The following is a 25,890-nucleotide window of genomic DNA, read 5'->3' as shown; positions in this document are numbered from 1 at the left end:
GTCACGGGAGTATAAAGAGAGGGGGAAACGCTCGGCAAAAGCGGCGGTGATCGGTGCGGGCACTCTTAGTGAGCACCCGCATGGGGTTGGTGTCAGGCTACGGCGCCTTCCAGGGATTCCAGCGGGCCGAAGAACTCGTAGCGCAGCTGCTCCTTGGGCACGTTCAATTCACTGAGGCTGCGATAGCAGGACTGCATGAACGGTTTCGGGCCGAGGAAGTAAACCTCCGGGTTTTTCTCCAGCGGTAGCAGGGATGCCAGACGTGCCCGGTCAAGCAGACCCGTCGCGATGCTGTCATCGCCGGGCAGGGGTTCGCTGTAGCAGTAGCTGATCTCCAGATTGTCGAACTCTTCGCCGAGCTGGTCCACCGCGGCCTTGAACGCATGGGTTGCACTGTTAAGCGCTCCGTGAACGAAATGTACCTCCCGACCCGAGGTCAGCGCGGGACGCAGCATGCTCATCGTCGGTGTCAGGCCAACGCCACCAGACAGCAACACCAGCGGACGATCGCTGTCGCTCAGCACAAAGTCACCGCAGGGGGCGGTCAGTCTGACGGTATCTCCCGGGTTCAGGTTGTCGTGCAGGTGATTGGAGACCCGGCCGCCGGCTTCGCGCTTTACGCTGATCCGGTAGTAGGGCTTGTCCGGGCTGTCGGAGAGGGAGTAGTTACGACGGGTGGTTTCACCGTCGATCTCCAGAATCACCGTGGTGTATTGACCCGGTTTGAACGCGGCGACCGGCTCGCCGTCGGTAGGTTCAAGATAGAAGGAGGTGATCACCTCACTCTCGGGCTCTTTTCTGACCAGGCGGAATTCACGCTCACCGCGCCATCCGCCCGGCTTTTGCTCGTTGGCCTGATAGACTGCTTCTTCGGCGGAGATCAGAATATCCGCCAGCTGCTGGTACGCCTCACCCCAGGCATTGAGCACCTCGTCGGTGGCGACATCCCCAAACACCTCTTTGATGGCTGCCAGCAGGCACTCGCCGACGATCGGGTAGTGCTCCGGCAGAATATTCAGGGAGGCATGTTTATGCACGATCAGTGCAACCGCATCGCCCAGCAGCTCAAGCCGGTCCAGGTTGCTGGCGTAGGCGACCACCGCGTTGGCAAGGGCCTGGCGCTGGGTTCCCTGCGCCTGATGGGCGTCGTTGAAATAGGCTTTTACCTGCGGATAGCGTTTGAACATCAGCGGATAGAACACGTCGGTGATGTTGCGGGCGTTTTCTTTTACCGCCGGGAGGGTGGCGTCGATGATCTCTCTGGACTGGGCTGACAGCATGAACGTCTCCTTTGGAGTTGAGCGGCTCTTAAGCCTGTTGTGTTAGGAGTCAACTAAGCGGATATCGTGCCAGCTCTGAGATAATTGATATTACGCGCATGTTATGAATATATTGTCTTTATGACCTGTTTTAAAAGTTGTTAAAAAGACAATAGTATTGTGCCAATGACATCATTTTCCATGGCGGAGTCGATGATCTCTGTGGTATCCGACCTGACCCGGCAGATGACGCCGGAAACACGCTTTCAGCGTCTGTTGGATTCCATGCATCAACTCTTTCCCTGTGATGCGGTCGCGTTGCTGCAGCTGCGCGGCTCGGTGCTTCATCCGCTGACCGCCTGTGGCCTGTCGGAGGATACGCTGGGGCGCACTTTCCTGGTGGATGAACACCCCCGGTTTGCCCGGATCCTGCTGAGCCGTGAACTGGTTCGGTTTGAGGCGGATTCGGAATTGCCGGACCCCTATGACGGCCTGGTCGACGCGCCCAACATCACCCTGCATGTGCATGACTGCATGGGGGTTGCGCTCTATATCGATGATCAGCCCTGGGGCGTACTGACGCTGGATGCGTTGACCCCCGGCGTGTTCGACAGCATCGATCCGTTGGAGCTGCGCGCGTTCATCCGTCTGGCGGAGGCGTCAATCCGGGTGACGGCGCTGATCCAGTCGCTGGAGGTGCAGGTCAAGAAAGAGCACGAGGTGGCCAGGCTGCTCGCTGCCGATATCGGGCGCAGCGAACTGATCGGTGAGAGCCCTGCCATCAAGGCGCTGTTCGATGAGCTGGACCTGGTGGCCGGCTCTGAACTGGCGGTATTGATCAGCGGTGAGACTGGTACCGGTAAAGAGCTGGTTGCACGCCATCTGCACGCGGCATCAAACCGGGCCGAGGCGCCGCTGGTGTACGTGAACTGTGCCGCGCTGCCGGAAAACCTGATCGAGAGCGAACTTTTCGGCCATACCAAGGGGGCGTTTTCCGGCGCCACCGGTGCCCGTGCCGGCAAATTCGAACTGGCAGATGGCGGCACCCTGTTCCTCGACGAGATCGGTGAACTGCCGCTGCCGATGCAGCCGAAACTGCTACGGGCACTTCAGGCCGGGGAGGTGCAGCGACTGGGCAGTGACCGCTATCACCAGGTTGATGTGCGCATCATTGCCGCCACCAACAGAGATCTGAAACAGGAGGTGGCCAGCGGCCGTTTTCGTGCCGATCTCTATCATCGCCTCAGCGTCTATCCGGTACAGGTGCCACCCCTGCGCGAGCGCGGGCGGGACATACTGCTGCTGGCCGGTCATTTTCTGGAGTTTAACCGTCGCAAGCTGGGTCTGGAGTCTTTGCGCCTTGCGCAAAGTGCCCGCACCGCGCTGCTGGAGTACAGCTGGCCCGGCAATGTACGTGAACTGGAACACTTGATCAGCAGGGCGGTGCTGCGCCTCTCGGCCACCAGGCGTCAGTCCGGGAGGGTGTTGTCTCTGGGTGCAGATATGCTCGCGCTGCCGGTGGATGAATACCTGCCGGAGCGCGTTGAGGTCTCTGATAGCCCTGGTCGCGATGGTACGGGGCCGCGTGAGTTGCTCAGCCTGAGGGATGCCACGGATCGCTTTCAGGCCGAGCTGATTACACGCGTATTGCGTGACAAGGGTTATAACCGCACGGCCACCGCGCGGGAGCTGGGCGTTGATCCCGGCAACTTTACCCGGCTCCTGAAGCGGCTGGCGATCGATGTCGAGGGAATGAAACGTGAGGGCTGAGTGGAAGAAAACGCCGGTGGGGGCGCTGCTGGGGCTGGGCGATAATACAACCAGTCATACGGAGAAGCTGATCTCCGGCCTCGGTGCCATGCTCAGTATCATTCTGGTGTACTACATATCGCACTGGTATCTGGAAACTCACAGTGGCGCCCTGATGGTGGCCTCCATGGGCGCCACGGCGGTGTTGCTGTTTGCCGTGCCCCATGGCGCGCTGTCGCAACCCTGGGCGGTCCTGGTGGGACACCTGGTCTCCGGCGCCATCGGTGTCAGCTGCCAGTTGCTGCTTCCGGATCACCCGTTGACGCCGGCACTGGCGGTGGGGCTTGCGGTTGCCGCCATGCATTACCTGCGCTGTATCCATCCGCCGGGCGGCGCCACTGCCCTGACCGCAGTGGTTGGTGGTGAGGCCGTACATGCACTGGGGTTCACCTATCTGCTGACGCCGGTGCTGCTGAATCTGGTCTGTATGCTCAGCGTTGCCTTTATGTTCAACGGCCTGTTCCACTGGCGCCGCTATCCGGCGGTGCTGGCGCGTCGCGCGGTTAACGCCGGCGTCCCGGTGCGAGACAGGCACAGCAGTATGCTCACCCATGAAGATCTGGCCGCCGCCATGGAAAAGCTGAACTCCTACGTGGATATCACCTCCGAAGAGCTGGCGCAGCTGTTTGATCTGGCGGTGGAGCACGCGGCGGAGTCTCACCAGCAGGCGCTCAAACTGGAGATTGGCAGTTACTACAGTAACGGGCTGTATGGCGATAAGTGGGCGGTGCGGGAAATCCTCGACGGACCCGCATCGATGTCATCCGAGCGTGACACCCTGGTGTTCAAAACGGTGGCGGGTGATGGCAGCTATGCCACAGGCAGCTGCACGTTAAGGGCGTTTCGCGAGTGGGCCGGATTTCCGGTGGAGTTTACCGGCGAGCGCTGGGTGCGGACCGGCGGGCTTAAGCAGGAGCATCAATAAGCGCTGATCCGACGGGGTGTAATCTGGCTGCAATGTAAATGACATATCTCTAGCGTATGAAGTGGGGCGACCTCTTCGATGTTGCCGAGGATATGCCCGGATGAACTTCGCAAAAGAAGATAAGGGATTTGTAATCAGGTGGATGGACCGCCAGTTTGCCACTGATGATACCTTTCCCGCTGTATGTTGCAGGACGCACAAGGGTAAAAAAACGGTCAGCCGTGACCATGTGCTTGCCTACAGGGAATGGTCAGCTCTCGGTCACAAACGCAGCCAGATCCAGGCGTGGATCGACAGATGGTTGGACGACGAAGAGGTACAGATGCTCAAGCAGGCGCTGAAAGACCAGAGTCAACCACGCAGGGAAGTGGGTTAGGCCGCAAGGCGCCGCGCAAAACTGGAATTAAACATGACAGGGACGCTATTGCCGTTCTGTCGCTATTAGAGATGTGACATGCCCCCCGTATTCAAAATCCTGTTTTTCTGTCGCCACAATTCGCTGCGAGCCCCACTGGCTGCGGCTATCGCCGAACGCCAGGCAGCGCCCAAGGTGGAGGCGTTCTGTGCAGGGCTTACGCCTGCGCCGATAACGCCGGAGGTGGAGAAAATCATATTCGACCTGACTGGCGAGCCAGCGAAAACGGTAGCCGATCTCTCGGCACTGGCTGATGAGGGGGTCGCGCTTGTGGTGGTGCTTGGTGACAGGTCACATGAGTCGCCGGCGGCAGAGGTGAACCTGGCCGAGCAGTTCCCGCAGGCGGAAATCGTCGAGTGGGATATGCCGGGCCCGTCCGAAAAACACGATATCAACCACGTTGAAATAGAACTGGCCGAGCGCCTGATCCTGCTCTTTTCTGCACGGCATCTGATCTAGTCATACCGAACCAATTCGGGTAACCCGAATTGGCTCTACATCGATGCCGGTTAGTCGTCGCAGCGAAAGCTGCGTTAGATAGCGGGCTTAAATGACGCGGCCGGAGGGGTCGCAGGTTTTATCTGGCGGATACGCTTAAACCACCTGCCCAGCCGCCACACCCGATGCCCAGGCCCACTGGAAGTTATGCCCGCCCAGGTGGCCGGTCACATCCAGACACTCGCCGATAAAATACAGCCCCGGTACGTTTTTGGCTTCCAGGGTCTTTGACGAGATCTCGTCGGTATCGATCCCGCCCAGCGTTACTTCCGCTGTGCGGTAACCCTCGGTGCCGCCGGGTTTGATGGTCCAGTGCTGCAGCTGGTGGGCGACCTCTTCGAGGCGCTTGTTGCCAAGGTCCGCCATATGGCCACTGAACTGCCAGTGTTCACACAGCGCCTGCGCCATGCGCTTGCTCATCAGGCGGCCGAGCAGGGTTTGCAGGTCTGACTTTGGATGGTCGTTGCGCTGCTGCTTAAGCCATTCAAACAGATCCAGATCGGGGAAGAGGTTGATCTCGATGCTGTCGCCCGGGTTCCAGTAGGAGGAGATCTGCAGCATCGCCGGGCCGCTCAGGCCGCGGTGGGTAAACAGCATCGCCTCGCGGAAAGAGGTGCCGTTGCAGCTGACACTGACATCGTGGGAGATGCCGGATAGCGGTTTGATGTACTCCAGATCATGGGGCTGCAGCGTAAAGGGCACCAGTGCCGCCCGCACCTCGCCGACGCTCAGGCCGAACTGACGTGCCACGTCATAGGCAAAGCCTGTGGCGCCGCCGTTGGGGATCGACAGGCCGCCGGTGGCGATCACCAGGCTTTCGCACTGCAGCTCGCCGCCGCTGGTATTGAGGTGAAAACCGCCGTCGGTAGATTCGATCTTCTCCACGCGGGTTTCGGTCACCAGCTGAACGCCGGCCCATTCGCACTCGGTGAGCAGAAGCTGCAGAATCTCCTTGCTGGATTCGTTGCAGAACAGCTGGCCGAGGGTTTTCTCGTGGAAATCGATGCCGTGACGCTCCACCAGGTCGATAAACCGGGCAGCCGGGTAGCGGCTCAGTGCCGATTTGCTGAAATGCGGATTGCCGGATAGAAAGTTCGCTGCGGTATTGTGAATATTGGTGAAGTTGCAGCGACCACCGCCGGACATCAGAATCTTGCGTCCGAGCTTGCGTGTGTGCTCGATCACCAGCACAGAGCGGCCACGGTAGCCCGCTACTGCTGCGCACATCAGGCCCGAGGCGCCACCGCCGACAATAATTACGTCGAATTGCTGCACAGAATTACCCGCATCGCGTTAAAAGCGCGCAGTCTACCATGTTCAGGCGCTGATTCAGGTAAGATTGGGGGTAACTGTTACAGGAGTTTATATGCCAGATTCACCCACAATTCATTCCTACCACGCCCATGTCTACTATAACGCCGACACCTTCGAGCAGGCCCGCGAACTTTGCGAAGGCGCTGTCGCGAAGTTCGGTATTCCGATGGGGCGGATGCACCAGAAGCCGGTAGGCCCACACCCGGACTGGAGCTGCCAGTTGACCGTTGCCACCGACCTGATCGGCGAAGTGATCGGCTGGCTGACATTGAACCGAAACGGCCTGAATGTGTTCGTACATCCTGATACCGGCGATGATCTGCGCGATCATCGCGACCGGGCGATCTGGCTGGGCGAAGACAGGCCTCTCAAGCTGGATCAGTTCTACCGCTAACCAGGTCTGTCGCGCAACTGCGTAAAAAAGGAATATCCGGGATAGATGTCTGATGAGTGATATGTACAGGGAGTTGCCGGTGGTGCTGGCAGGGCCGATCCTGCGCCGTATCGAGCCCGGCAGGCTGGTGATCTGGCTGATTACCACGGAACAGGTGCCGCTGGCTCTGAGGCTGGCCTGCGAAGCCGAGGTGCTGCTGGAGCGGGAACTGGGCGCAAAGGATCTCTGGAGCCTGCAGCTGGGCGAGCATTGCTGGCTGCGACTGGTGGATATCACGCCTGACACTGATCTCCCTGAGAACCGTTCGATCCAGTACGACCTGAGCTATCAATCATCGCAGCGCTGGGTGTCGCTGGCAGAGTGGGGGGCTGAGCTGCTCTATCCAGGCGAGGCGCTGCCATCCTTTCAGATCAAGCCGAAACTGGACGCTATTTTTCACGGCTCCTGTCGCAAGCCGCACCATCCCGGTGGCGATGGTATGGCGCGTGCTGATATCTGGCTGGAACAGCACCGCGACGAGCCAGAGCGCTGGCCGGCGTTGCTGATGCTCAGTGGTGACCAGGTCTACGCGGATGATGTGGCAGGGCCGATGCTGGTGGCCTGTCACGAACTTTCCGACAGGCTTGGGCTCTGGCAGGAGAAATTCGAAGGCTCCGCCGTTGCCGATACCGGGGAGCTAATTCGCAGTGAGCACTGCTATTACCAGCGTGAGAAGCTGCTGCCCAATGGCGAATCGGCTGAAACAGCCCGCCGCTCGCTGTTCAGCGGTGTCAGGAAACCGATTTTCACCTCCGATAACGCCCATAACCACCTGATCAGCTTCGCTGAGATGATCGCCGCCTACTGTCTGGCCTGGTCTCCCCGTGCCTGGGATGGGCTCAAGCTTTCACAGCCGGCAGGGTTGAACGATAAACAGGCGACGCTCTATCACCGGGAGTTCGAGGTGGTCGAGGGCTTTCGCGAGCAGCTACCACGCGCCCGGCGCGTGATGGCGCACCTGCCCACCTACATGATCTTCGACGATCATGATGTCACCGACGACTGGAACCTGTCAGCCGCCTGGGAGGTGTCGGCCTACGGTCACCCATTTTCGCGCCGCATTATCGGCAATGCGTTGATCGCTTACTTGTTATGCCAGGGGCTGGGTAACAACCCGGATCCACTTAAGCGTGACCTGGCTGCGCCACTTGAAACCTGGCTCGATGGCCGCTCCAGTGATCAACAGGAGCAACTGATCGAAACGCTGTTCCGGTTTGAGGGCTGGGATTACCTGATCCCCCTGGACCCGGCGGTATTGGTGCTCGATACCCGCACGCGGCGCTGGCGTGCCGAGCGCAATCTCGCCAGTCCCTCGGGCCTGATGGACTGGGAGGCGTTGACCGAACTGCAACAGCAGTTGCTGGATCGGGAGGCGGTGGTACTGGTCTCACCAGCGCCGGTGTTCGGGGTCAAGCTGATTGAAACGGTGCAGAAAGTGTTTACCTGGTTCGGCCAACCGCTGATGGTGGATGCCGAGAACTGGATGGCCCATCCGGGCGCTGCCAACGTGGTGTTGAATATCTTCCGCCATACACGCACGCCGAAGCACTTCGTGATTCTGTCCGGTGATGTGCATTACTCCTTTGTTTACGATATCGAGATCCGTTTCCGCAGGGGCGGACCGAAGATCTGGCAGATCACCAGCAGTGGTCTTAAAAACGAGTTTCCGGCCGGTCTGCTTAAAGGGTTTGACCGGCTCAACCGCTGGCTTTACGCGCCCTGGTCTCCGCTTAACTGGTTTACCCGCAGGCGCCGGATGAAAGTCTCACCGCGGCGGCCGGAAGGCGCCGAAGAGGGTTGCCGACTGGTGAACCATTGCGGCATTGGCCTGGTGCGTTTTGCGCCCGATGGTGAGCCCGAAGAGGTGTGGCAGCTGGGGGCAGATGGCCGCGATACGCGCTTTTCCCTCAGTGATGAAGAGGAACACTGGGGCTGAATCGAAGGTTTTCTGATCTCGGACAAGTGCGTGCTTAACAGAACTGTTACCCTTGGCGCTTAATCTCTTTTGGGCTATTTCTGTCTCTGATTGGGTATGGAAATTCATAAATGCAGTTGAACCGCGTATGGCTTTGGTGTGCGGGTGTTTTCATCCTGTTGGGGATTTTTGCGCTCATCCTGTGGCCGACCGACGCCAGTGTACCGCCCGCCATGGCCGATAAGGCTGGCGGCAAGCCGGTGCAGTACAGCTTTAGGCTTGGTTACAACATGCCTGAAGGCAGTGTCATGCATTCGGCGGCGATGCGTCTGGCGGAGGAGGTGGCACTTAAATCCGATGGCCGGCTTAAGATTGAGCTCTATCCCGGTCAGGCCCTCGGCAATGATCACCAGATGCTTGAGATGGCTCGCAGCGGTGAACTGGACATGGTGCTCACGCCGACTGCCAAGCTGAGTATCTCACTGCCCGAGATGCAGTACGCTGACCTGCCGTTTTATTTTCCCTCGCAGGCTGATGTGTACGCGTTGCTCGATGGCGAGCCGGGACAGATTCTGTTGCAGCGGATGGCACGGATCGGTCTGGTGGGCGTCACCTTCTGGGGCAACGGGTTCAAACAGTTTACCGCCAATGAAGCCTTGCTTGAGCCGGAGCAGTTTGCTGGCAAACGGTTTCGGGTGATGAAAAGCCGGCTGCTGCAGGAACAGTTCGAAATGCTGGATGCGGAGGCGGTGCCGATCGATTTTCACCAGGTTCGCGCTGCACTGCGCGATGCTGTCGTGGATGGCCAGGAAAACCCCCTGGCCGCCATAGTGGCGATGGGTATCCACCAGGAGCAAAGTCACCTGATCCTCTCGTCCCATGCCTATCTTGCTTATGTACTGTCGGTCAGCGAACCGAGTTTTAGCCGCCTTCCGGCCAGTCTCCAGCGCCTGCTGATCGACAGTGCCCGCGAACAGACCAGCTGGCAGCGCGCGGAAACCGAGCGTCGCGAGGAGGGGCTGCTGCAACAGATTGCCGATTCCGGCGTACGCATAGAGCGGCTGAGCGAGGCGCAGCGGCAGCGGTTCAGCGAGCGCCTGAGGCTGCTGGTGGAGAGATTCGAGCCGGTTATCGGCGCCGACCTGATTGCCCTGAGCGATGAGTACCTGATGAGCCGCTACGCCAGTGATAAGGCATCGCTGATCGGTATCGAGCTGGACCTGACGCTGGCCAGCGGTGAGGTGGGGGTTGATATCAAGCGCGGGGCGGAACTGGCACTTAAGCCAATATCGGAGCTGGGTGTGATCGCCATGGATAACGGCGGTCAGCCGAGCAGGGCCCGGCGCAATATGCAGCGCCTTGTCGAAAACCCGCGCGTGCTCGCCACTCTGGGCGGGACCAGCGTTGCGACCATGAGAGAGCAGCTGAGGGTCATTGATGAGGCGCAAATGCCGGTTCTGCTGCCCTGGGTTGTCAGTGCAGATCTATTCGATAACAGCCCTCATCCCAGCCTGTTTTCCATCGGTGTATCCAGCGACCATCTGGCGGACAGGGTGGCGGCGATTGCCGCTGAAAAAGAGCTCAACAGGGTGGGACTTATTACCGAAAACAGCTTGGCCGGCACAGAACTGGCCGAGCAGCTTGATCGTGCACTGGCCGAGAAAGGTACAGCTTTTGGTGACAGGATAAAGCTTAATCTGGGTAGCCCTGATATTGATGATCTTCAATTACGGGCATTGATCGAAACAAGCGATTATCTGGTTGTAGCGCTCAGCCGGCTGGAGCAGGGGGCGGTGCTCAGGCAGCTGGCACTGGCTGAGGGTCAGCGGGAAATACTCTCGCTTTGGGATATGCCACCCCCCGACGGTGTCCAGCCAGAGTGCCTGTACACCAAAATGGATAAGGCGGCTTACGCAGCGCTGGCCCTGCATTACCGAGAGCACTACGGGGTCGCGCCGAAGGTGCCTCCTGCGCTGGCGCGGGGGTATGATTCGGCCCTGTTGCTGTCAGCATCTGTTCAACAGTTGAAAGCTAAGGGACTTGCTCTGAATCGTGCAAACCTGATTCGTCAACTCGAAGACCTGCCACCGGTGGACGGTGTTATCCGCCGCTATGAGCGTGCGTACGCGCCCGGTCAACATCGGGCATTGAGCGTAGATAACTATGCTGCCTCACAACAGGCCTGCCTGGCCCAGGGAGGAGTGGCGCAGTGAATAAACAGTACGATGTACTCAGAACGCCGCAGCAGACCCGCAGCCTTAAACGCCGGCTGGTGTTCAAGGTGGCTGGATTTGTCGCGCTGACGATGGTTGTCATCACCCTGGCGGTGGGCTACATGATGCGCCAGGAGCTGGACCGGCAGGCGCAGCGGATGCTCTGGGAGTCGGCCCGCTCCTCCCAGATCCAGCTGGAAAACCGGGTTGCCTATCTGGTTGAGGCCACCCGGCGTCTGGCCGACAACCCCTTCATGATCAATGGCCTGATCGACACCCGTGCACGTCGGGAGGACCTTCCCAAGCTGGTTGAAAATTTCTCTGAGGGCACTGCACTCAGCACCCTGGCGCTACTCGATTATGATGGCAGGCCGGTCTACCAGGCGCAGGAATGGCGCCCGGAGTTCAATCAGTCGCCGGAACTGCGTGCAGCCCTGGCGATGGGGAATACCGCACTGTACATGGAGCAGGGCAGCGGGCAGCTGTTGATCATTGCGCCGATCACCTACTACCAAACATCCCAGGGCGCGCTGGTGGTCGGTTTCGACCTGGGCAAGCTGGTGCGCACCCATGCCACCCGGGAAGACGGCTCCTACCTGAAGCTGTTCAGCGCCGATGAGGCGGTCATCGACGTGAATTACAACGCTGAGATCGACTACCTGACCGCACGGATTCCCGCCAGCGAGGAGACACCGATGCTGGCGCGGCTGGATCTGAGTGTCGAGGCGGGTGCTCCCCAGCAGAGCTTCGACTCCATCGTGCGCACGACGCTGTCACGTTTTATCGGGATCGGGCTGCTGCTGACGCTGGCTTCCGCCATGCTGGCAGCGGCGATTGGACAGAGTATCGCCAGACCGATCCTGGAGTTGTACAAACGTATACGCATCGTGCCTTACCGGGCCTGCAGCCCCCTGGGTACCGGTGATGAGCTGGATGTGCTGGCCAGTGCGTTTGATCATCGTACCGAAGCGCTCAAGGCGGCGCAGCAGGAGCTGGAAATCCAACGCGACCGGTTCCGTCACGAGGCCAATCATGATGCACTGACCGGCCTGCCCAACCGTTTCAATTTCGATCAGCGCCTGCTGGAATATATCGGTCGGCACCATACCGGTGATACCTCCTTTGCGCTGGTATTTATCGACCTGGACCGTTTTAAACTGATCAATGACAGCCTTGGGCACTCCGTCGGCGATCGGGTGTTGCAGACGGTAACGCAGCGCCTTCAGCTTGAACTGCGTGAACAGGATCGTCTGTTCCGTCACGGTGGTGACGAGTTCATGTTGATCACCGAGGTAAACGGGCATGAAGAGCAGTTCCATGGGCTGCTGGGGCGGCTGGTTCAGACGCTGGCGGCGCCGGTGCGGATGGGCGAGCGAGACCTGGCGATAAACGGCAGTCTCGGCGTTACCTTCTACCCGCGCGATGGCCAGGATGCACAGACACTGGTGCGTAACGCCGATATCGCCATGTACGAGGCGAAGCGGGGCGGCGGCAGCCGCTACCGCCTGTACGATGCCGGCATGAGTGACACCGCGTTCAACCAGATGGAGACCGAGGCGGGCCTGCGCCGGGCGATCGAGGAGCGCGAGCTGGTGGTGCATTACCAGCCGCAGGTCGATATGGTCAGCGGCCAGCTCACAGGCACCGAGGCGCTGGTGCGCTGGCAACACCCGGACAAGGGGCTGGTGATGCCGGGGGCGTTCATTCCACTGGTGGAGACCTCGCGCCTGATCGTCGATATCGGCGAGTATGTGCTGCGCGAAGCCTGTCGTACCCAGGCAGCCTGGTACCGCGCCGGGTATAAACCGGGGCGGGTCTCCGTGAATCTGGCCGGCGGTCAGTTACATGACCCGGAACTGGACCGTATCATCGCTGAAATACTGGACGAAACGGGCTGTCGTCCAGAGTGGCTGGAGCTGGAGGTGACGGAAGGATTTATCATGGACGATCCGGCCTGCTCCATCGGCGCTCTCAAGCGGCTGAGGAATATGGGCATCAGCATTGCGATCGATGATTTCGGTACCGGCTACTCATCCCTGGCCTATCTCAAGCGCCTGCCGGTCAGTCGCCTGAAAATCGATCAGTCGTTCGTGCGTAATTCCGTGATGGACCCGGATGACTCGGTCATCATCGAAGCGATCATCGCGCTGGCAGGAAAACTCAAACTGGACTTGATCGCCGAGGGGGTGGAGACCGACAATCAGCAGGAGCTTCTGTTGAAGCTCGGTTGCAACCAGGCACAGGGATATCTCTATGGACGCCCCATGGCGAGCGAGAGCCTGGAATCTCTGCTTCGCAGCAGCCGTGGAGGTCACCAGCACGTTCAGTGATGAGTCAGCATGCAAGGTTTTATCAAAACCAACCCCATACCCGGATCGGACAGCCTGCTCTGTGAAGCTCAGGGGCTCGAGCTACTTGAAACGGCCCTGAACCGTGCCGGCATCCGCGATCTGCGCATACCCACCCGTCTTGAGATCAGCAGGGAACGGCTTTGCCTCAGCCTGATTGAGTCTGCTTCTGGCAGCGACAGCCAGATGCGGGTGCTGGGCGCGGCGCTTGCTACACTGCACCGCGAGAGGTCGCCTCAATACGGCCTCGGCAGCGCTAACTATATCGGTCTGTCACCACAACCCAATGTGAAAACCGATCGCTGGGGCGAGTTCTTTATCGAGTACCGCCTGGGATTTCAGATCGACCGCATCACGGATAAGTCCCTGCGGGAGCGCTATCTGGCGGAACTGAGGCAGTGTCAGGAGCCTCTGGCGCAGTTTCTCAACGAGACCAGTCGGGGACCTGCACTGGTGCATGGCGATCTCTGGTCCGGTAATGTGCTGTTCGACCGTAACGGTCAGCAGGTCTGGCTGATCGATCCCGCCGCGTATTATGCGGATCCGGACGTGGATCTGGCGATGACCGAGATGTTCGGTGGCTTCAGTGATGCTTTTTATCAAAGCTACGACGCGGTGAACCCGCGTAGCGATGCCTACCCACTGAAACGCCGGATCTACAACTTTTACCATTACCTGAACCATTACAACCTGTTCGGCAGCAGCTACCTGTCGGGATGTGAAGCGGGACTGACTGCGCTTAATGAAACTTTATATCGCTGAAAAACCCAGCCTGGCAAGGGCAATTGCCGCCGTACTTCCCAAACCCCAGACCAAGGCCGACGGCTGTATTCGCTGCGGTAATGGCGATGTGGTGAGCTGGTGTGTGGGCCACCTGCTGGAGCAGGCGGAACCGGATAGCTACGACCCTGCATTCAAGCAGTGGCGCTACGAACATCTGCCGATCGTGCCGGAGCAGTGGCAGCTTAAGCCCAGACCCAAGGTGCGAAGCCAGCTGAGCGTGCTGCGCAAACTGGTGAAAGAGGCTGATCAGATCGTCCATGCCGGGGATCCGGACCGTGAAGGCCAGTTGCTGGTGGACGAGGTGTTCGATTATCTGAAAGTCAGCGAATCGAAAAAACGCGCTATCCAGCGCTTGCTGATATCGGACCTGAACCCGGCGGCGGTGTCCCGGGCGCTGTCGCGGCTGCGCTCCAACAGCGAATTTATCCCGCTGTCGGTCTCGGCCTTGGCGCGCTCCCGTGCCGATTGGCTATACGGTATCAATTTGACCCGCGCACTGACCCTGCAGGGGCGCAAGGTGGGCTTTGATGGCCTGCTTTCGGTTGGCCGTGTGCAGACGCCTGTACTGGGGCTTGTCGTCGCCCGGGATCGCGAGATCGAGTCCTTTGTCAGCAAGCCGTTTTACGAGGTGAAAGCGCATCTGAAAACGGCGGCGGACGAGCAGTTCCAGGCGACCTGGGTACCCAGTGAAGCCTGCGCACGCTGGCAGGATGACGAGGGGAGGGTGTTAAGCCGCCCCCTGGCCGAGAATGTGGCCACCCGCATTACCGGCAAGGAGGCGCTGGTGGAGCAGGCCAGGCGTGCACCGGGCAAACAGGTGGCGCCACTGCCCTATAACCTGTCGGCGCTGCAGATCGATGCATCCAAGGCGTTTGGTCTCAGTGCCCAGGCGGTACTGGACGCGACCCAGGCGCTTTACGAGAAACATCGTGCCGTGACCTACCCCCGCTCGGACTGCCGTTACCTGCCTGTCGAGCACCACGGCGAGGCAGCGTCGGTACTGCGTGCCATTGCGCAATCCGACAGCACCCTGGAAAGCGCCGTAAAAGGCGCAGATCCGCAGCGTCGCGGCAGGGCGTGGAACGATAAAAAGGTGGAAGCCCACCATGCCATTATTCCGACCGCGAAGGCGGTGGCGGTCGAGCGCCTCTCGGCCGATGAGCGCAAGGTCTATGGGCTGATAGCGCGGCAATACCTGATGCAGTTTTATCCCGACTGGCGTTATGCCGATACCGAGATTTGCCTGCGTATCGAAGGTGGTCTGTTCGTTGCCAAGTCGAGGCAGACCCTGGATCCGGGCTGGAAGGCGCTGCTTGGCCGGAACGAAAAAGAGGCGGATGAACTACCGCGTCTGGAGGTGGGTGACAGGTTGCTATGCGAGCGGGGTGAAGTGGTCGATAAACAGACCCAGCCGCCTAAACCTTTCACCGATGCGACCCTGCTGGCGGCGATGACCGGCATTGCCCGTTTTGTCAGCGACTCGGAGTTACGCAAGATTCTCCGGGAGACCGATGGCCTGGGTACCGAAGCGACCCGGGCCGGTATCATCGAGCTGCTGGTGAAGCGGGGCTACCTGCAGCGCAGGGGCAAGACCCTGGCCTCCAGTGAGGCGGGCAGGGGGCTGATCGATGCGCTCCCTGAGCAGGTCAGCAAGCCAGACCTGACCGCCCACTGGGAATCCTCGCTGGATGCAATTGCACGGCGGAAGGGGCGTTATGACCAGTTTATGGAGTCGCTGGGCAAATCGCTGGAGGGGCTGGTATCAGAGCTGGGTGGGCTGGTTCCGGAGAGCCTGAGGGGGGTGCCTTCCAACCGCAAAGGACGGGGCGCAGCGGCGGGCCGCCGGCGCAAGGGCGGCACCGCCACAGGGCGGCGCGCCCGTAAACCCAAAGCCAAAGTGACGGGTTAAGCCGCCTGGCTCAGATGCTGCAGTTCGATACCCAGGGGTGGTTGCGCAGGCTTTCCGTCATATGGTCGAGGAATGCGCGGACCCGCGGTGTCAGGTTGCGTCGGGTGGCGTAGATCGCATTGATCTCGGTGGGGGTGATGGTGTAATCGGTCATGATTTCGACCAGCTTGCCTGTTTCCACCTGGTTCTGCACAAACACCCGGGGCATACGGCAGATGCCGACCCCTTCGACAGCCATTTCACGGCCGAAACTCAGGCTGTTGGTGCGCAGCTGGCCACCGTAAGTAACCGGCTCGCCATCGTTCCAGTTCATAAAACGCCAGGTATCAAAGGGCTTCACCAGGGTGATGCACTGGTACTGAGGCAGCTCTTCCGGGTTGCGAGGCTGGCCGTGTTTCTTGATGTATTCCGGGCTGGCATAAAGGCCGCGATCCAGGGTGGCGATCCGGCGCGCAATCATTGAAGAGTCGGGCAGAGGGCCGATGCGCAATGCCAGGTCCATGCTTTCTTCAATCAGGTCCACAGCGCGGGTGCTGAGTTCCACGTCAACTTCCAGCGCCGGGTACGCCTCGATAAAACTGGCGATCACGTTGCTCATCAGCATGGTGCCGAGTTCGCTGGGCATGGTCATGCGCAGTCGGCCGCGCAGTTCATGGGTGTCTGCAGCGATCTCGTCGCGCACCACTTCAAGCTGGTCGATCAGGTCACGGCTGCGATCGAACAGCTCACGTCCTTCCGGAGTCAGCTTGATCTTGCGTGTGGTGCGCTGAATCAGGCGCACCCCGAGACCATCTTCCAGTTGGGCGATGCGCCGGCTGATGGTCGATTTCTGTACGTTCAATGTGTCGGCGGCGGAGGTGAAACTGCCGGTTTCGACGACACGGATAAACAGGCTGATGTCATTCAGATTCATGAATAATGACTTCCCGTTGTCAGGGCTTGGGATTGGGTGGAATCGTATGTTGCTGCTGTCGCGCAAAATCGAGCAGGGCATCGATCATGGCGTTCAGGCCGTTGCCACGGCTGGGGCTGAGGTGCCGCTCCAGATCCAGCGCGCGAATCTGGGCAGGTAGATCCAGTTCGAGCACTTCATCCGGCGTGAGGCCGTTGACGCTTTCCAGCAACAAACCGAGAAGTGCTCGCAGTATACGCGCATCGGCATCGGCAAGACACGCCATTCGGCCCTGCTCGTCCAGCCGGGTAATCATCCAGACGCGGCTTTCACAGCCGTGCAGGCGGTATTCGTCGCGCTGCCATTCACCAGGCAGTGGCGGTAACCGGCTGCCGATCTCCATCAGTACGCTGTAACGGCTGTTCCAGCCGGAGGCTGAACGGACCCGCTCGAGTAGCGAGGCGTCGAGACTCTGTTCGAACTCCACCGCGGCCTGGCTGCGATCCTGGCTTACCAGCTCGTCAAGCGCGTTGGCCAGGGTTTCCGCCTCTTCCAGGGTGTTGTAGAAGGCGAAGGAGGCGCGGATCGAGCCGGGAATCCCCAGCGCGCTCATAAGCGGCATGGCACAGTGGTGGCCGGCCCGCACGGCGATCCCCTGGCGGTCGAGCCAGAGCGCCACATCCTGCGGATGCTGGCCATCAATCAGAAAGGAGGTCAGCGCAACCTGTTCACTGCCGGCGTTGAGCGGGCGAAAGCCCGGCACCTGTTCGCAACAGCTCAGAGCATGGCTGATCAGGGCCTGCTCGTGCTGCTCCAGTGCCCGGCGGTCAGCGTCGCGCAGATAGCGAATCGCCGCACCGAGGCCTATAACGCCGGCGATATTGGGTGTGCCCGCTTCGAAACGAAAGGGGAGTCCGGCAAAACGGCTGCCCTCGAAACTGACCTGTTCGATCATCTCGCCGCCGGTCTGCCAGGGCTCCATCTGTTCGAGAATCTCCTCCCGCGCCCAGAGCGCACCGATACCGGTGGGGCCGAACAGCTTATGGCCCGAAAAGGCGTAAAAGTCACAGCCAATAGCGGACACGTCGATATCGAAATGGGGAAGGCCCTGGGCGCCATCGACCAATACCGGTATACCCTGCTCCTTGGCCAGCCGGCACATCGCTGCAACTGGGTAGATGCTTCCGAGGGCGTTGGAGACATGGCTGATCGCCACCATGGCGGGCTTGCGGGCCAGCAGTTGCGCATACCTGTCCATATCGACATCGCCCTCGCTGCAGGGCAGTACGTCGATAATGGCGCCGCACTCCCTGGCGAGCTGCTGCCAGGGCAGAATATTGGCGTGGTGTGCCGACTCCATCAGCAGGATGCGGTCATCCTCACTGAGACGCGGGCGCAGATAGCTGAACGCCACCAGGTTTATCGCTTCGGTGGTGCCGCGGGTCCAGATAATCTCGCGGGTGCTGGCCGCGCCGATCCATTCTGCCAGCTCCTGGCGCACCTGCTCGAAGGCCTGGGTGGCATCCGCCGACAGCGCGTGTGCGGCGCGGTGAACATTGGCGTTGCTGCGCTTGTAGTACTGGCTGATCGCGTCGATAACGCCACGCGGCTTCTGCGTCGTAGCGGCGTTATCGAGATAGACCAGGGGCTTGCCGTTGACCCGCGAAGACAGGATCGGAAAGTCACGTCTCAGGCGTGTCGGGTCAGCCCATTTCTGCATTGTTCAACGACCGGTTCAGACGGCTTTTCCAGCGGGCGAACATCATCGCGCTGCTGAACAGGGTAACCAGCAGGGCGGCATCCAGCAGGCCAAACCAGCGGGTCGCCGGTACCAGTGTGGCCAGCACCGCTTCCATGAAATAGAGCAGCAGGACGAAACAGAGCCAGGCGTGTCCGCGGGGATAGCCGGTTATCACCACCGGCAGGAATGCGGCCAGCGGCAGCACGTGCACCAGCCAGATCACCCAGGGGTGCTCCGCCTGGGCCGGGTGCAGCACCATGTACCAGAGAGTGAAGAGCAGCAGCAGGCCGAAGTAGCTGGCCAGCGTCAGAATACGGCTTGCGCGTGTTTTACAGGCAAGGGTCATGAAATCACGAATTCCTGAGTGTGTTGGCCAGTGAGCCAAGGCGACGGCCCTGGGCTGTGCATAGCGCCAGTTCGACGCTGTCGACATCGCGCTTGCCGTCGCTGCCGGCGAGATGTGTCGCACCGTAGGGGGTGCCGCCGCTTTGGGTGGCGTTGAGGCCGGCTTCGCTATAGGGGAGGCCGGCGATAACGCAGCCATGGTGCAGCAGTGGCAGCATCATGCTGAGCAGGGTGGACTCCTGCCCCCCATGCATCGATGCACTGGATGAGAAGACACAGGCGGGCTTGTCGATCAGTGCGCCGGACAGCCAGAGGCTGCTGGTGGAGTCGATAAAGTATTTCAGCGGCGCCGCCATATTGCCGAACCGGGTCGGGCTGCCAAGCGCCAGGCCTGCGCAGTCGGCCAGTTCCTGCTCCGTACAGTAGGGGGCGCCTTCATCGGGCACCGCAGAGGCCGTGGCTTCACAGACGGTCGATATCGGCGGTACGGTGCGCAGCAGTGCACGCATACCGCTCTCTTCGACGCCGCGGGCGATGTGGCGGGCCATGGTGCGCGTGGCGCCATGGCGGCTGTAGTAGAGAACGAGAACGTAGGCGTCGCTCAATCGACAATCTCCAGAACCGATTCCGGCGGACGTCCGATTCGCGCCTGGTCGCCGTTTATGACGATGGGGCGTTCAATCAGCTTCGGGTACTGGGTCATCGCCTCAATGACCGCCTCATCATTGAGAGAGGTGTCGTCCAGGCCGGCTTCCTTGTACTCCGCTTCTTTCTTGCGCAGCAGATCCCGTGCGCCGATGCCCAGCTTGCCTAGAACCGCTTTCAGTTCTTCGGCGGAGGGTACGTCCTTCAGGTATTCACGGATCTCGGGCTCGATCCCCTTGTCCTGCAGAAGTTTCAGTGTTTCACGGGATTTTGAGCAGCGGGGGTTGTGATAGATGGTGATCGCCATGGGGGCTCCGTCAGGGCTCTTTCATTGCTGATACAGGCGCCCTATTGTATAGACTTGTCATACGGTTACAAAGCAACGTGCCTGCATAAAGGATTGGCGATGAACAGACGCCCTTGGCCCACTTTTCTTATCTTTGTCAGAGATCTGGTGCGCCAGTACCAGGATAATCAGGGCATACTGAATGCCGCTGCTCTGACCTACACCACGCTGTTTGCCGTGGTGCCCCTGATGACCGTTTCCTACGCCATGCTGGCCGCTGTGCCCTCGTTTCAGGGGGTGGGGGATCAGCTGCAGAGCTGGATTTTCCAGAACTTTGTGCCGGCGACCGGCGATGTGGTGCAGGAATACCTGCAGGGCTTTACCTCCCAGGCGCGCAAACTCACAGCGATCGGTATCGTGTTTCTGGTGATCACCTCGATCATGATGATGAAGAATATCGAGGCGGCGCTGAACCGGATCTGGCGGGTCAGCGAGCCGCGCCGGGGCATGTCCAGCTTTCTGCTGTACTGGGCGGTGTTAAGCCTTGGCCCCGTGCTGATCGGCCTGGGTCTGCTGCTGACCTCCTATATCGCATCCCTGCCGATGTTTTACAGCGCCAGTGAGATTGTTGGCCGGGCACGGCTGCTTTCGCTGATTCCACCGCTGTTGTCGACCCTGGCGTTTACCCTGCTATATGCCGCGGTGCCCAATTGCCGGGTGCCGCTCAGAAACGCATTTTATGGTGCGCTGGCGGCAGCATTGATGTTTGAGCTGGCCAAGCGTGGATTTGCGCTGTTTGTGACCCAGTTTCCCTCCTATGAGCTGATCTATGGTGCCTTTGCCGCCGTGCCGTTGTTCCTGGTCTGGATCTTTATCTGCTGGACCATTGCGTTGCTTGGCGCAGAATTGTCACGGGCATTGACGATCTACCATAACGAGCGTCGTACCCGTCGCGAGCCGCACTTTTACACCCTGCTGGAGGTGCTTGAGCTGCTCTGGCGTGCCCAGCAGAAAGGGGAATCCCTGGAGGACCGACAGCTGCTCAAGGAGATTGCGGCCCTCGATCAGGGACGCTGGGATGAGTATATGCAGCTTTTGATGGATGCGGGTCTGGTGCGCAGAACGGAGCAGGGGCAGTACCTGCTCAGTCGTGACCTGTCCGGCTTCACGCTGGCCGAGTTCCAGGCGCTGCTCCCCTGGCCGCTGCCGGCAGGGCTGGATAAGCCGGGTGAGGGGTGGAAAGCGATCGTCAGCGATCGGCTGGAGTCGCTGCGTGATAACCGCCAGGTGCAGCTCGATCTGCCGCTGGCCACGCTGTTTTCAGACCGGAGCGTTAAACAGGAGGTTGTTAATGGCTGAGCTCTGCATACATCTGGTTGTTCGGGGGCGCGTCCAGGGTGTCAGCTTCAGACGCTTTGTCGAGGAGCAGGCGATCGCCAGTGCGGTTAGCGGATGGGTGCGCAACTGCGGTGATGGCAGTGTCGAAGCAATGCTCTGTGGTGAGGCCAAAGCGGTTCATCACGTGGAGACCTGGCTCAATCGAGGTCCGGAGCTGTCGCGGGTTGACAGTGTCGAGGCGCAGGAGCTGCCGATGAAGCAGTATGAGGGTTTCACCATTCGTCGTGATGGCGAATGACATAAAAACGGCGCCTTAGAGGCGCCGTTTTTGCTCTATGGCATTGAGTTATGCCAGGGCGTTCCGGATAAATGCCAGCGCCTCATCGGCGGAGATATCACGGGACTCGGCGTCGGTACGGGCCTTGTATTCCATGGTGCCGTTACCCAGGCCTCGATCGGAAATAACCAGGCGATGCGGGATGCCGATCAGTTCCATATCGGCGAATTTCACGCCCGGGCGCTCCTTGCGGTCATCCAGCAGGACATCGATACCGGCTTTGGTGAGCGCTTCGTACAGCTCGTCCGCCTTGGCTTTCACCGCGTCGGACTTGTCATAGTTCAGCGGTACCAGCGCTACAGTGAACGGTGCCAGCGTCTGCGGCCAGACGATACCCTTGTCGTCGTAGTTCTGCTCGATAGCAGCGGCGACGACACGGGAGATACCGATGCCGTAGCAGCCCATATCCATAGTGACGGACTTGCCGTTTTCATCGAGTACGGTAGCGGACATCGCTTCGGAGTACTTGGTGCCGAGCTGGAATACGTGACCGACCTCGATACCGCGTTTGATCACCAGGTTGCCGTTGCCGCAGGGGCTTGGGTCACCTTCCACTACCTTGCGCAGGTCGGCGATTTCCGGGGTCGGCAGGTCGCGCTCCCAGTTGATGCCGAAGTAGTGCTTGTCTTCGATGTTGGCGCCGGCGCCAAAATCGCTCATGGTCGCGACGCTACGATCAATAATGCAGGGGATCGGCAGGTTGAGCGGACCCAGTGAGCCAGGGCCTGCACCGATGAGCGGACGGATCTCGTCTTCGGTGGCCATGCGCAGCGGTGATTCAACCTGTGGCAGTTTTTCTGCCTTGATCTCGTTCAGTTCATGGTCGCCACGGACCAGCAGGGCAACAAAATCAGCTTCGCACTCTTCGCTGGCCGCCACGATCAGGGTCTTGATGGTCTTTTCGATCGGCAGATTGAACTGCTCGACCAGCTGCGCAATGGTCTTGGCATTGGGTGTGTCGACCAGGGTCATCTCCTGGGTCGCTTCGCCACGCTCGCCCAGCGGCAGGGCTTCGGCCAGTTCCACGTTGGCAGCGTAATCGCTGCTGTCGGAGAAGGCGATATCATCTTCGCCGGACTGCGCCAGCACGTGGAACTCGTGCGAGGTGCTGCCACCGATAGAGCCGGTGTCTGCCAGTACCGGGCGGAAATCCATACCCAGGCGGGTGAAGATGCGGACGTAGGTGTCATACATCTTTTCATAGGTCTGCTGCAGCGATTCGCGGTTGGCATGGAAGGAGTAGGCGTCCTTCATGACGAACTCGCGGGAACGCATCACGCCGAAGCGCGGACGGATCTCGTCGCGGAACTTGGTCTGGATCTGGTAGAAGTTGGCCGGCAGCTGTTTGTAGCTGCGGATCTCCCGGCGAATCATGTCGGTGATGACCTCTTCGTGGGTCGGGCCAACGCAGAATTCGCGGTCGTGGCGGTCATTCACACGCAGCAGCTCGGGACCATACTGCTCCCAGCGGCCGGATTCCTCCCAGAGTTCAGCAGGCTGAATCGCGGGCATCAGCACTTCCTGGGCACCGGCCGCGTCCATCTCTTCGCGGACGATGCGCTCGACTTTGCGCAGAGTGCGAAGGCCCATTGGCAGCCAGGTGTACAGGCCCGCCGCCAGTTTGCGGATCATGCCCGCGCGCAGCATTAGCTGGTGACTGATAACCTCGGCGTCTGCCGGGGTTTCTTTCAGAGTGGCAATCAGGTAGTTACTTGCTCGCATGGTTCCGCTTGTTCCAAGTGAAAAATGGCCCTCATTTTAGGGGCGAGGTGGCTTAGCCACAAGTCGTGGCGTAGCGAGTGCTGTTTTCTGCCTCGCGTGGCAGGTCGCGGGACTCGACAAACTGGATCAGCTGGTCGATCTCCTCTTCATTGAAAACAGGCCTGCCTTCGCGAATCAGCTCGTTGGCGGTTACGCCGGGTAGATTGACCAGTTCGCCGGAAAACCTGCCGTTATAGGTGGAGCGGTTGCCGCAGGATGGGCTGCGTGCCTTCATCAGCGCACAGCAGCAGTTATGTTCGCGGGCAATATCCGATGCCAGCTCAGCACCGGCGAGAAATTGAGGCGTACGATCCTCCCCGTCCCGGTCGGTGACCAGAAGAGGAAAGCGGGACTGAACTTCGGCGGGTGAGCGCGGGGTGGGCAGGCCGCCCAGCACTTCAGGGCAGACGGCGATGAGTCTGCCTTCCTGTTTCCAGCGGGAGATAACCGGGTGTTCGATGAGGTTGTGGTTGCCGTCGTAGCGTACCTGAGAGCCCAGCAGGCAGGCGCTGACCAGAATTTTTTCCATGTGTAACGAACCATATCCGTCTTTGTTTTATTGTTATTTTCGCACGCGGAGTTTAAAGCTAGATTGCAGCAGGTCAAAGCCGACTTTGGTTACAGCCATTTTTTTTGCTGCCGCAATCTGCTTTTAGCGCTTAGGCGGGGCGCTTATCGACCATGAAAGTTGCCTCGCCGGTCGCCACCAGTTTGTCACCCACATGCACATCGGTGCGGCAGATAACGCGGGCACGGCGTTCGTTGATCTCGGTAACCGTGAGGGTGGCCTGGGCGGTATCGCCGATATGTACCGGGGCTTTGAACTTGATCTGCTGATCCACGTAAATACAGCCCGGGCCTGGCAGCCGGGTGCCCGCTACCGTTGAAATAAGCGCGGCGCTGAACATGCCGTGCACGATACGGCCGCCGAAAGGCGTCTGCTTGGCATACTCTTCGTTTACGTGCATCGGGTTGTTGTCGCCAGAGATACCGGCGAACAGGTACACGTCCGATTCCGAGATGGTTTTGGCGAAAGAGGCGCTCATGCCAACTTCCAGGTCTTCAAGATAGTATCCGTGCAGGTCGTCCATACTTTATTTCCTTGTCCAGCGGGTTAGGGAGCAGCGGCGTTTGAATTGTTACAGAATACACTCAATCTGTTGCAGCTTATTTATAGTAGAGGGCAGTGTAATCCAACTGGCTGCTGCCGCGAAGCCGGCCGGGTTGAATCAGGGTTTTTCGAGGTTTGGGACGCGTGGAGAACAGGTCTCTTATCGTCTGTCGCTCACTTGAGCTTGCCCGTGAGGGCAGGGTGCTGCTTGAGGCGACCGATTTTTCGATAGCGGCGGGGGAGCGCGTGCTGATCACCGGGTCTTCCGGCTGTGGTAAATCGACGCTGCTGCGCTGCTTCTGTCTGCTGGATCCGGGTGGCGAGAGATCGGTCCTGTTCAAGGGCAGGCCCATCGGCGACTGGCCGGTCACGACGCTGCGCAGTGCTGTCGCCTACCTGCCGCAAACGCCGGTCATGGTTGAGGGGAGTGTGCGGGATAACCTCTGTCTGGCGCTGTCGCTGAAAGCGCATCGAGGGCTTAGCTTCGATGACGGGCAGTTAAAAGCGGGGCTCGACAGCGTGGCACTTGAGCTGAGCCTGGATGCGGACGCACAGCGCCTGTCGCCCGGGGAAAAAGCGCGGGTTGCGCTGCTGCAGCGCTTGATGCTCAAGCCCGAACTGCTGCTCTGTGATGAGCCGATTGCGGCTCTGGATGAGGAGAACGCAGAGATTGTTGCCGGGCTTCTGGTCAACGCCGGTGCTGAAGGTATGGCGCAGGTGGTAGTGAGTCACCAGCCGCTGAGTGGCTTTCAGGGGCAGCATTACCACTTTGTTAATCGCAGACTGGAGCGGGTGCCATGAATGCGATAGAAATCGGTTGGGGTCAGCTGCTGATCTCGCTGGTATTTATTCTGCTGGCCGCGGTGGCATCGCTCTATTACCGCCTGCGTATGGAGCGCGATCTCGTTATCGGTACTGTGCGCACCTTTGCTCAGCTGGCGCTGGTCGGTTACCTGCTGCAGTTTGTCTTCGACCTGCAGAACCCCTGGCTGATCCTGCTGCTGTATCTCTGGATGCTGTTCTGGGCTGCCCAGGCGATACATGGCAGGGTGGATGAGGCAAAGGTCGCCATTCTGGGTCCGACCTTCATTGCCATGGCGCTGACTTTTACGCTGATTACCGTGACGGTGACCAGTGCCGTTGTGCAGGTCGAGCCCTGGTACAAACCGCAGTACTTTATTCCCCTGGGTGGCATGATTGCCGGCAATGCGATGAACGCGATCTCCATATCGCTGGAACGTCTGCTTTCAGGGCTGCGCCAGCAGAGGGCAGAGGTCGAGCTGATTCTCAGTCTTGGTGGTTCCTGGGAAGAGTCCTGCCGTAAGCTGAGGCGGGAAGCGATACGGGCGGGCATGATTCCCTCGGTGAACGCCATGATGACCGTGGGGCTGGTTTCCCTTCCCGGCATGATGAGCGGCCAGATCCTGGCGGGTGCGGATCCGACGCAGGCGGTGCGCTACCAGATACTGGTCATGCTCATGCTGGTCGGTGCGACGGCACTGGGAACATTAATAGTGGTCAATCTTATCCTGCGGCGCTGTTTTACCCGCCATGACCAGTTGCGCCTCTGATCTGAGCGTAATTGTTGTTGCCTGCTAAAATGGGGTATCTTA

24 protein-coding genes are annotated in these 25,890 nt (G+C 59.8%); 14 read left to right on the top strand and 10 right to left on the bottom strand.

Annotation, left to right across the window (positions count from 1 at the left end; genetic code table 11):
* Window positions 1–92 precede the first annotated feature (92 nt).
* Window positions 93–1,280, bottom strand: coding sequence for an NO-inducible flavohemoprotein (gene hmpA / locus ACQUQP_RS13055; protein WP_432695467.1), 1,188 nt, complete (start codon window positions 1,278–1,280; stop codon window positions 93–95).
* Between the two features lie 165 nt (window positions 1,281–1,445).
* Here hmpA and norR point away from each other — a divergent pair, with 165 nt between their 5' ends.
* The 4 genes from norR (at window position 1,446) to ACQUQP_RS13035 (ending at window position 4,867) form a co-directional block, all read left to right on the top strand.
* Window positions 1,446–3,029 carry a nitric oxide reductase transcriptional regulator NorR gene (gene norR / locus ACQUQP_RS13050; protein WP_432698703.1) on the top strand — a complete coding sequence of 528 codons (1,584 nt, stop codon included), beginning with the start codon at window positions 1,446–1,448 and terminating at the stop codon, window positions 3,027–3,029.
* Window positions 3,019–3,993, top strand: a complete 975-nt coding sequence (locus ACQUQP_RS13045) for an HPP family protein (protein WP_432695466.1) — start codon at window positions 3,019–3,021, stop codon at window positions 3,991–3,993. The genes norR and ACQUQP_RS13045 overlap by 11 nt, the downstream gene beginning before the upstream one ends.
* A gap of 100 nt (window positions 3,994–4,093) precedes the next feature.
* Window positions 4,094–4,369: a hypothetical protein gene (locus ACQUQP_RS13040; RefSeq protein ID WP_432695465.1), complete on the top strand. Its 276-nt coding sequence runs from the start codon at window positions 4,094–4,096 to the stop codon at window positions 4,367–4,369.
* Window positions 4,370–4,447: 78 nt separating this feature from the next.
* Entirely contained in the window at window positions 4,448–4,867 is a 420-nt protein-coding gene (locus ACQUQP_RS13035; protein WP_432695464.1) for a hypothetical protein, read from the top strand.
* A 135-nt stretch (window positions 4,868–5,002) separates the two neighbouring features.
* Here the strand turns inward: ACQUQP_RS13035 and ACQUQP_RS13030 are convergent, their stop codons facing one another.
* Window positions 5,003–6,181, bottom strand: a complete 1,179-nt coding sequence (locus ACQUQP_RS13030) for an NAD(P)/FAD-dependent oxidoreductase (protein WP_432695463.1) — start codon at window positions 6,179–6,181, stop codon at window positions 5,003–5,005.
* A 91-nt stretch (window positions 6,182–6,272) separates the two neighbouring features.
* Here ACQUQP_RS13030 and ACQUQP_RS13025 point away from each other — a divergent pair, with 91 nt between their 5' ends.
* The 6 genes from ACQUQP_RS13025 (at window position 6,273) to ACQUQP_RS13000 (ending at window position 15,821) form a co-directional block, all read left to right on the top strand.
* Entirely contained in the window at window positions 6,273–6,614 is a 342-nt protein-coding gene (locus ACQUQP_RS13025) for a DOPA 4,5-dioxygenase family protein (protein ID WP_432695462.1), read from the top strand.
* 52 nt (window positions 6,615–6,666) lie between these two features.
* Window positions 6,667–8,589 (top strand): alkaline phosphatase D family protein, encoded by a 1,923-nt coding sequence (locus ACQUQP_RS13020; RefSeq protein WP_432695461.1) that lies wholly within the window; start codon window positions 6,667–6,669, stop codon window positions 8,587–8,589.
* Between the two features lie 110 nt (window positions 8,590–8,699).
* Window positions 8,700–10,781 (top strand): DctP family TRAP transporter solute-binding subunit, encoded by a 2,082-nt coding sequence (locus tag ACQUQP_RS13015; RefSeq protein WP_432695460.1) that lies wholly within the window; start codon window positions 8,700–8,702, stop codon window positions 10,779–10,781.
* Window positions 10,778–13,111, top strand: a complete 2,334-nt coding sequence (locus ACQUQP_RS13010) for a putative bifunctional diguanylate cyclase/phosphodiesterase (protein ID WP_432695459.1) — start codon at window positions 10,778–10,780, stop codon at window positions 13,109–13,111. The genes ACQUQP_RS13015 and ACQUQP_RS13010 overlap by 4 nt, the downstream gene beginning before the upstream one ends.
* 9 nt (window positions 13,112–13,120) lie before the next feature.
* Window positions 13,121–13,891 carry a fructosamine kinase family protein gene (locus ACQUQP_RS13005; RefSeq protein WP_432695458.1) on the top strand — a complete coding sequence of 257 codons (771 nt, stop codon included), beginning with the start codon at window positions 13,121–13,123 and terminating at the stop codon, window positions 13,889–13,891.
* Window positions 13,872–15,821 (top strand): DNA topoisomerase III, encoded by a 1,950-nt coding sequence (locus ACQUQP_RS13000; RefSeq protein ID WP_432695457.1) that lies wholly within the window; start codon window positions 13,872–13,874, stop codon window positions 15,819–15,821. The genes ACQUQP_RS13005 and ACQUQP_RS13000 overlap by 20 nt, the downstream gene beginning before the upstream one ends.
* A gap of 10 nt (window positions 15,822–15,831) precedes the next feature.
* Here ACQUQP_RS13000 and ACQUQP_RS12995 read toward each other — a convergent pair whose 3' ends face one another.
* From ACQUQP_RS12995 to arsC, 5 genes are read right to left on the bottom strand one after another with little or no spacing between them, the layout of a single operon-like run.
* Window positions 15,832–16,734, bottom strand: coding sequence for a LysR substrate-binding domain-containing protein (locus tag ACQUQP_RS12995; RefSeq protein WP_432695456.1), 903 nt, complete (start codon window positions 16,732–16,734; stop codon window positions 15,832–15,834).
* 19 nt (window positions 16,735–16,753) lie between these two features.
* Window positions 16,754–18,433, bottom strand: a complete 1,680-nt coding sequence (locus ACQUQP_RS12990; protein ID WP_432695455.1) for a SufS family cysteine desulfurase — start codon at window positions 18,431–18,433, stop codon at window positions 16,754–16,756.
* Window positions 18,417–18,800: a DUF2069 domain-containing protein gene (locus tag ACQUQP_RS12985; RefSeq protein WP_432695454.1), complete on the bottom strand. Its 384-nt coding sequence runs from the start codon at window positions 18,798–18,800 to the stop codon at window positions 18,417–18,419. Before ACQUQP_RS12985 ends, ACQUQP_RS12990 begins: the two co-directional genes overlap by 17 nt.
* Window positions 18,801–18,804: 4 nt before the next feature.
* Window positions 18,805–19,404: an NAD(P)H:quinone oxidoreductase gene (wrbA, locus tag ACQUQP_RS12980; RefSeq protein WP_432695453.1), complete on the bottom strand. Its 600-nt coding sequence runs from the start codon at window positions 19,402–19,404 to the stop codon at window positions 18,805–18,807.
* The gene (gene arsC, locus ACQUQP_RS12975; protein ID WP_432695452.1) at window positions 19,401–19,751 is read right to left on the bottom strand and encodes an arsenate reductase (glutaredoxin); all 351 of its coding nucleotides are present in this window, start codon (window positions 19,749–19,751) and stop codon (window positions 19,401–19,403) included. Before arsC ends, wrbA begins: the two co-directional genes overlap by 4 nt.
* 99 nt (window positions 19,752–19,850) lie before the next feature.
* Between arsC and ACQUQP_RS12970 the strand changes: the two genes are divergently transcribed.
* The gene (locus ACQUQP_RS12970; protein ID WP_432695451.1) at window positions 19,851–21,089 is read left to right on the top strand and encodes a virulence factor BrkB family protein; all 1,239 of its coding nucleotides are present in this window, start codon (window positions 19,851–19,853) and stop codon (window positions 21,087–21,089) included.
* Entirely contained in the window at window positions 21,082–21,366 is a 285-nt protein-coding gene (locus tag ACQUQP_RS12965; RefSeq protein ID WP_432695450.1) for an acylphosphatase, read from the top strand. The genes ACQUQP_RS12970 and ACQUQP_RS12965 overlap by 8 nt, the downstream gene beginning before the upstream one ends.
* A 48-nt stretch (window positions 21,367–21,414) precedes the next feature.
* Here the strand turns inward: ACQUQP_RS12965 and ACQUQP_RS12960 are convergent, their stop codons facing one another.
* From ACQUQP_RS12960 to ACQUQP_RS12950, 3 genes are all read right to left on the bottom strand, one after another.
* Window positions 21,415–23,127 carry a proline--tRNA ligase gene (locus ACQUQP_RS12960; RefSeq protein WP_432695449.1) on the bottom strand — a complete coding sequence of 571 codons (1,713 nt, stop codon included), beginning with the start codon at window positions 23,125–23,127 and terminating at the stop codon, window positions 21,415–21,417.
* A 52-nt stretch (window positions 23,128–23,179) separates the two neighbouring features.
* Window positions 23,180–23,695: a DUF523 domain-containing protein gene (locus ACQUQP_RS12955; protein WP_432695448.1), complete on the bottom strand. Its 516-nt coding sequence runs from the start codon at window positions 23,693–23,695 to the stop codon at window positions 23,180–23,182.
* Window positions 23,696–23,825: 130 nt separating this feature from the next.
* Entirely contained in the window at window positions 23,826–24,257 is a 432-nt protein-coding gene (locus ACQUQP_RS12950; protein ID WP_432695447.1) for a MaoC family dehydratase, read from the bottom strand.
* Between the two features lie 164 nt (window positions 24,258–24,421).
* On the opposite strand from ACQUQP_RS12950, the gene ACQUQP_RS12945 reads away from it, so the two are divergent.
* A complete protein-coding gene (locus ACQUQP_RS12945) occupies window positions 24,422–25,078 on the top strand; it encodes an ABC transporter ATP-binding protein (protein WP_432695446.1) in 657 nt (218 codons plus the stop codon).
* Window positions 25,075–25,848, top strand: a complete 774-nt coding sequence (locus ACQUQP_RS12940; protein ID WP_432695445.1) for an ABC transporter permease — start codon at window positions 25,075–25,077, stop codon at window positions 25,846–25,848. Before ACQUQP_RS12945 ends, ACQUQP_RS12940 begins: the two co-directional genes overlap by 4 nt.
* The last annotated feature ends 42 nt before the right edge of the window (window positions 25,849–25,890 follow it).

Origin of the sequence: Marinobacterium sp. YM272 (assembly GCF_050908845.1) — a bacterium.
In the GTDB taxonomy this organism is placed as follows: Bacteria; Pseudomonadota; Gammaproteobacteria; order Pseudomonadales; family Balneatricaceae; genus Marinobacterium_D.
Note: the sequence above shows the minus strand (reverse complement) of the source record. Positions and strands in the feature narration are given on the sequence as shown.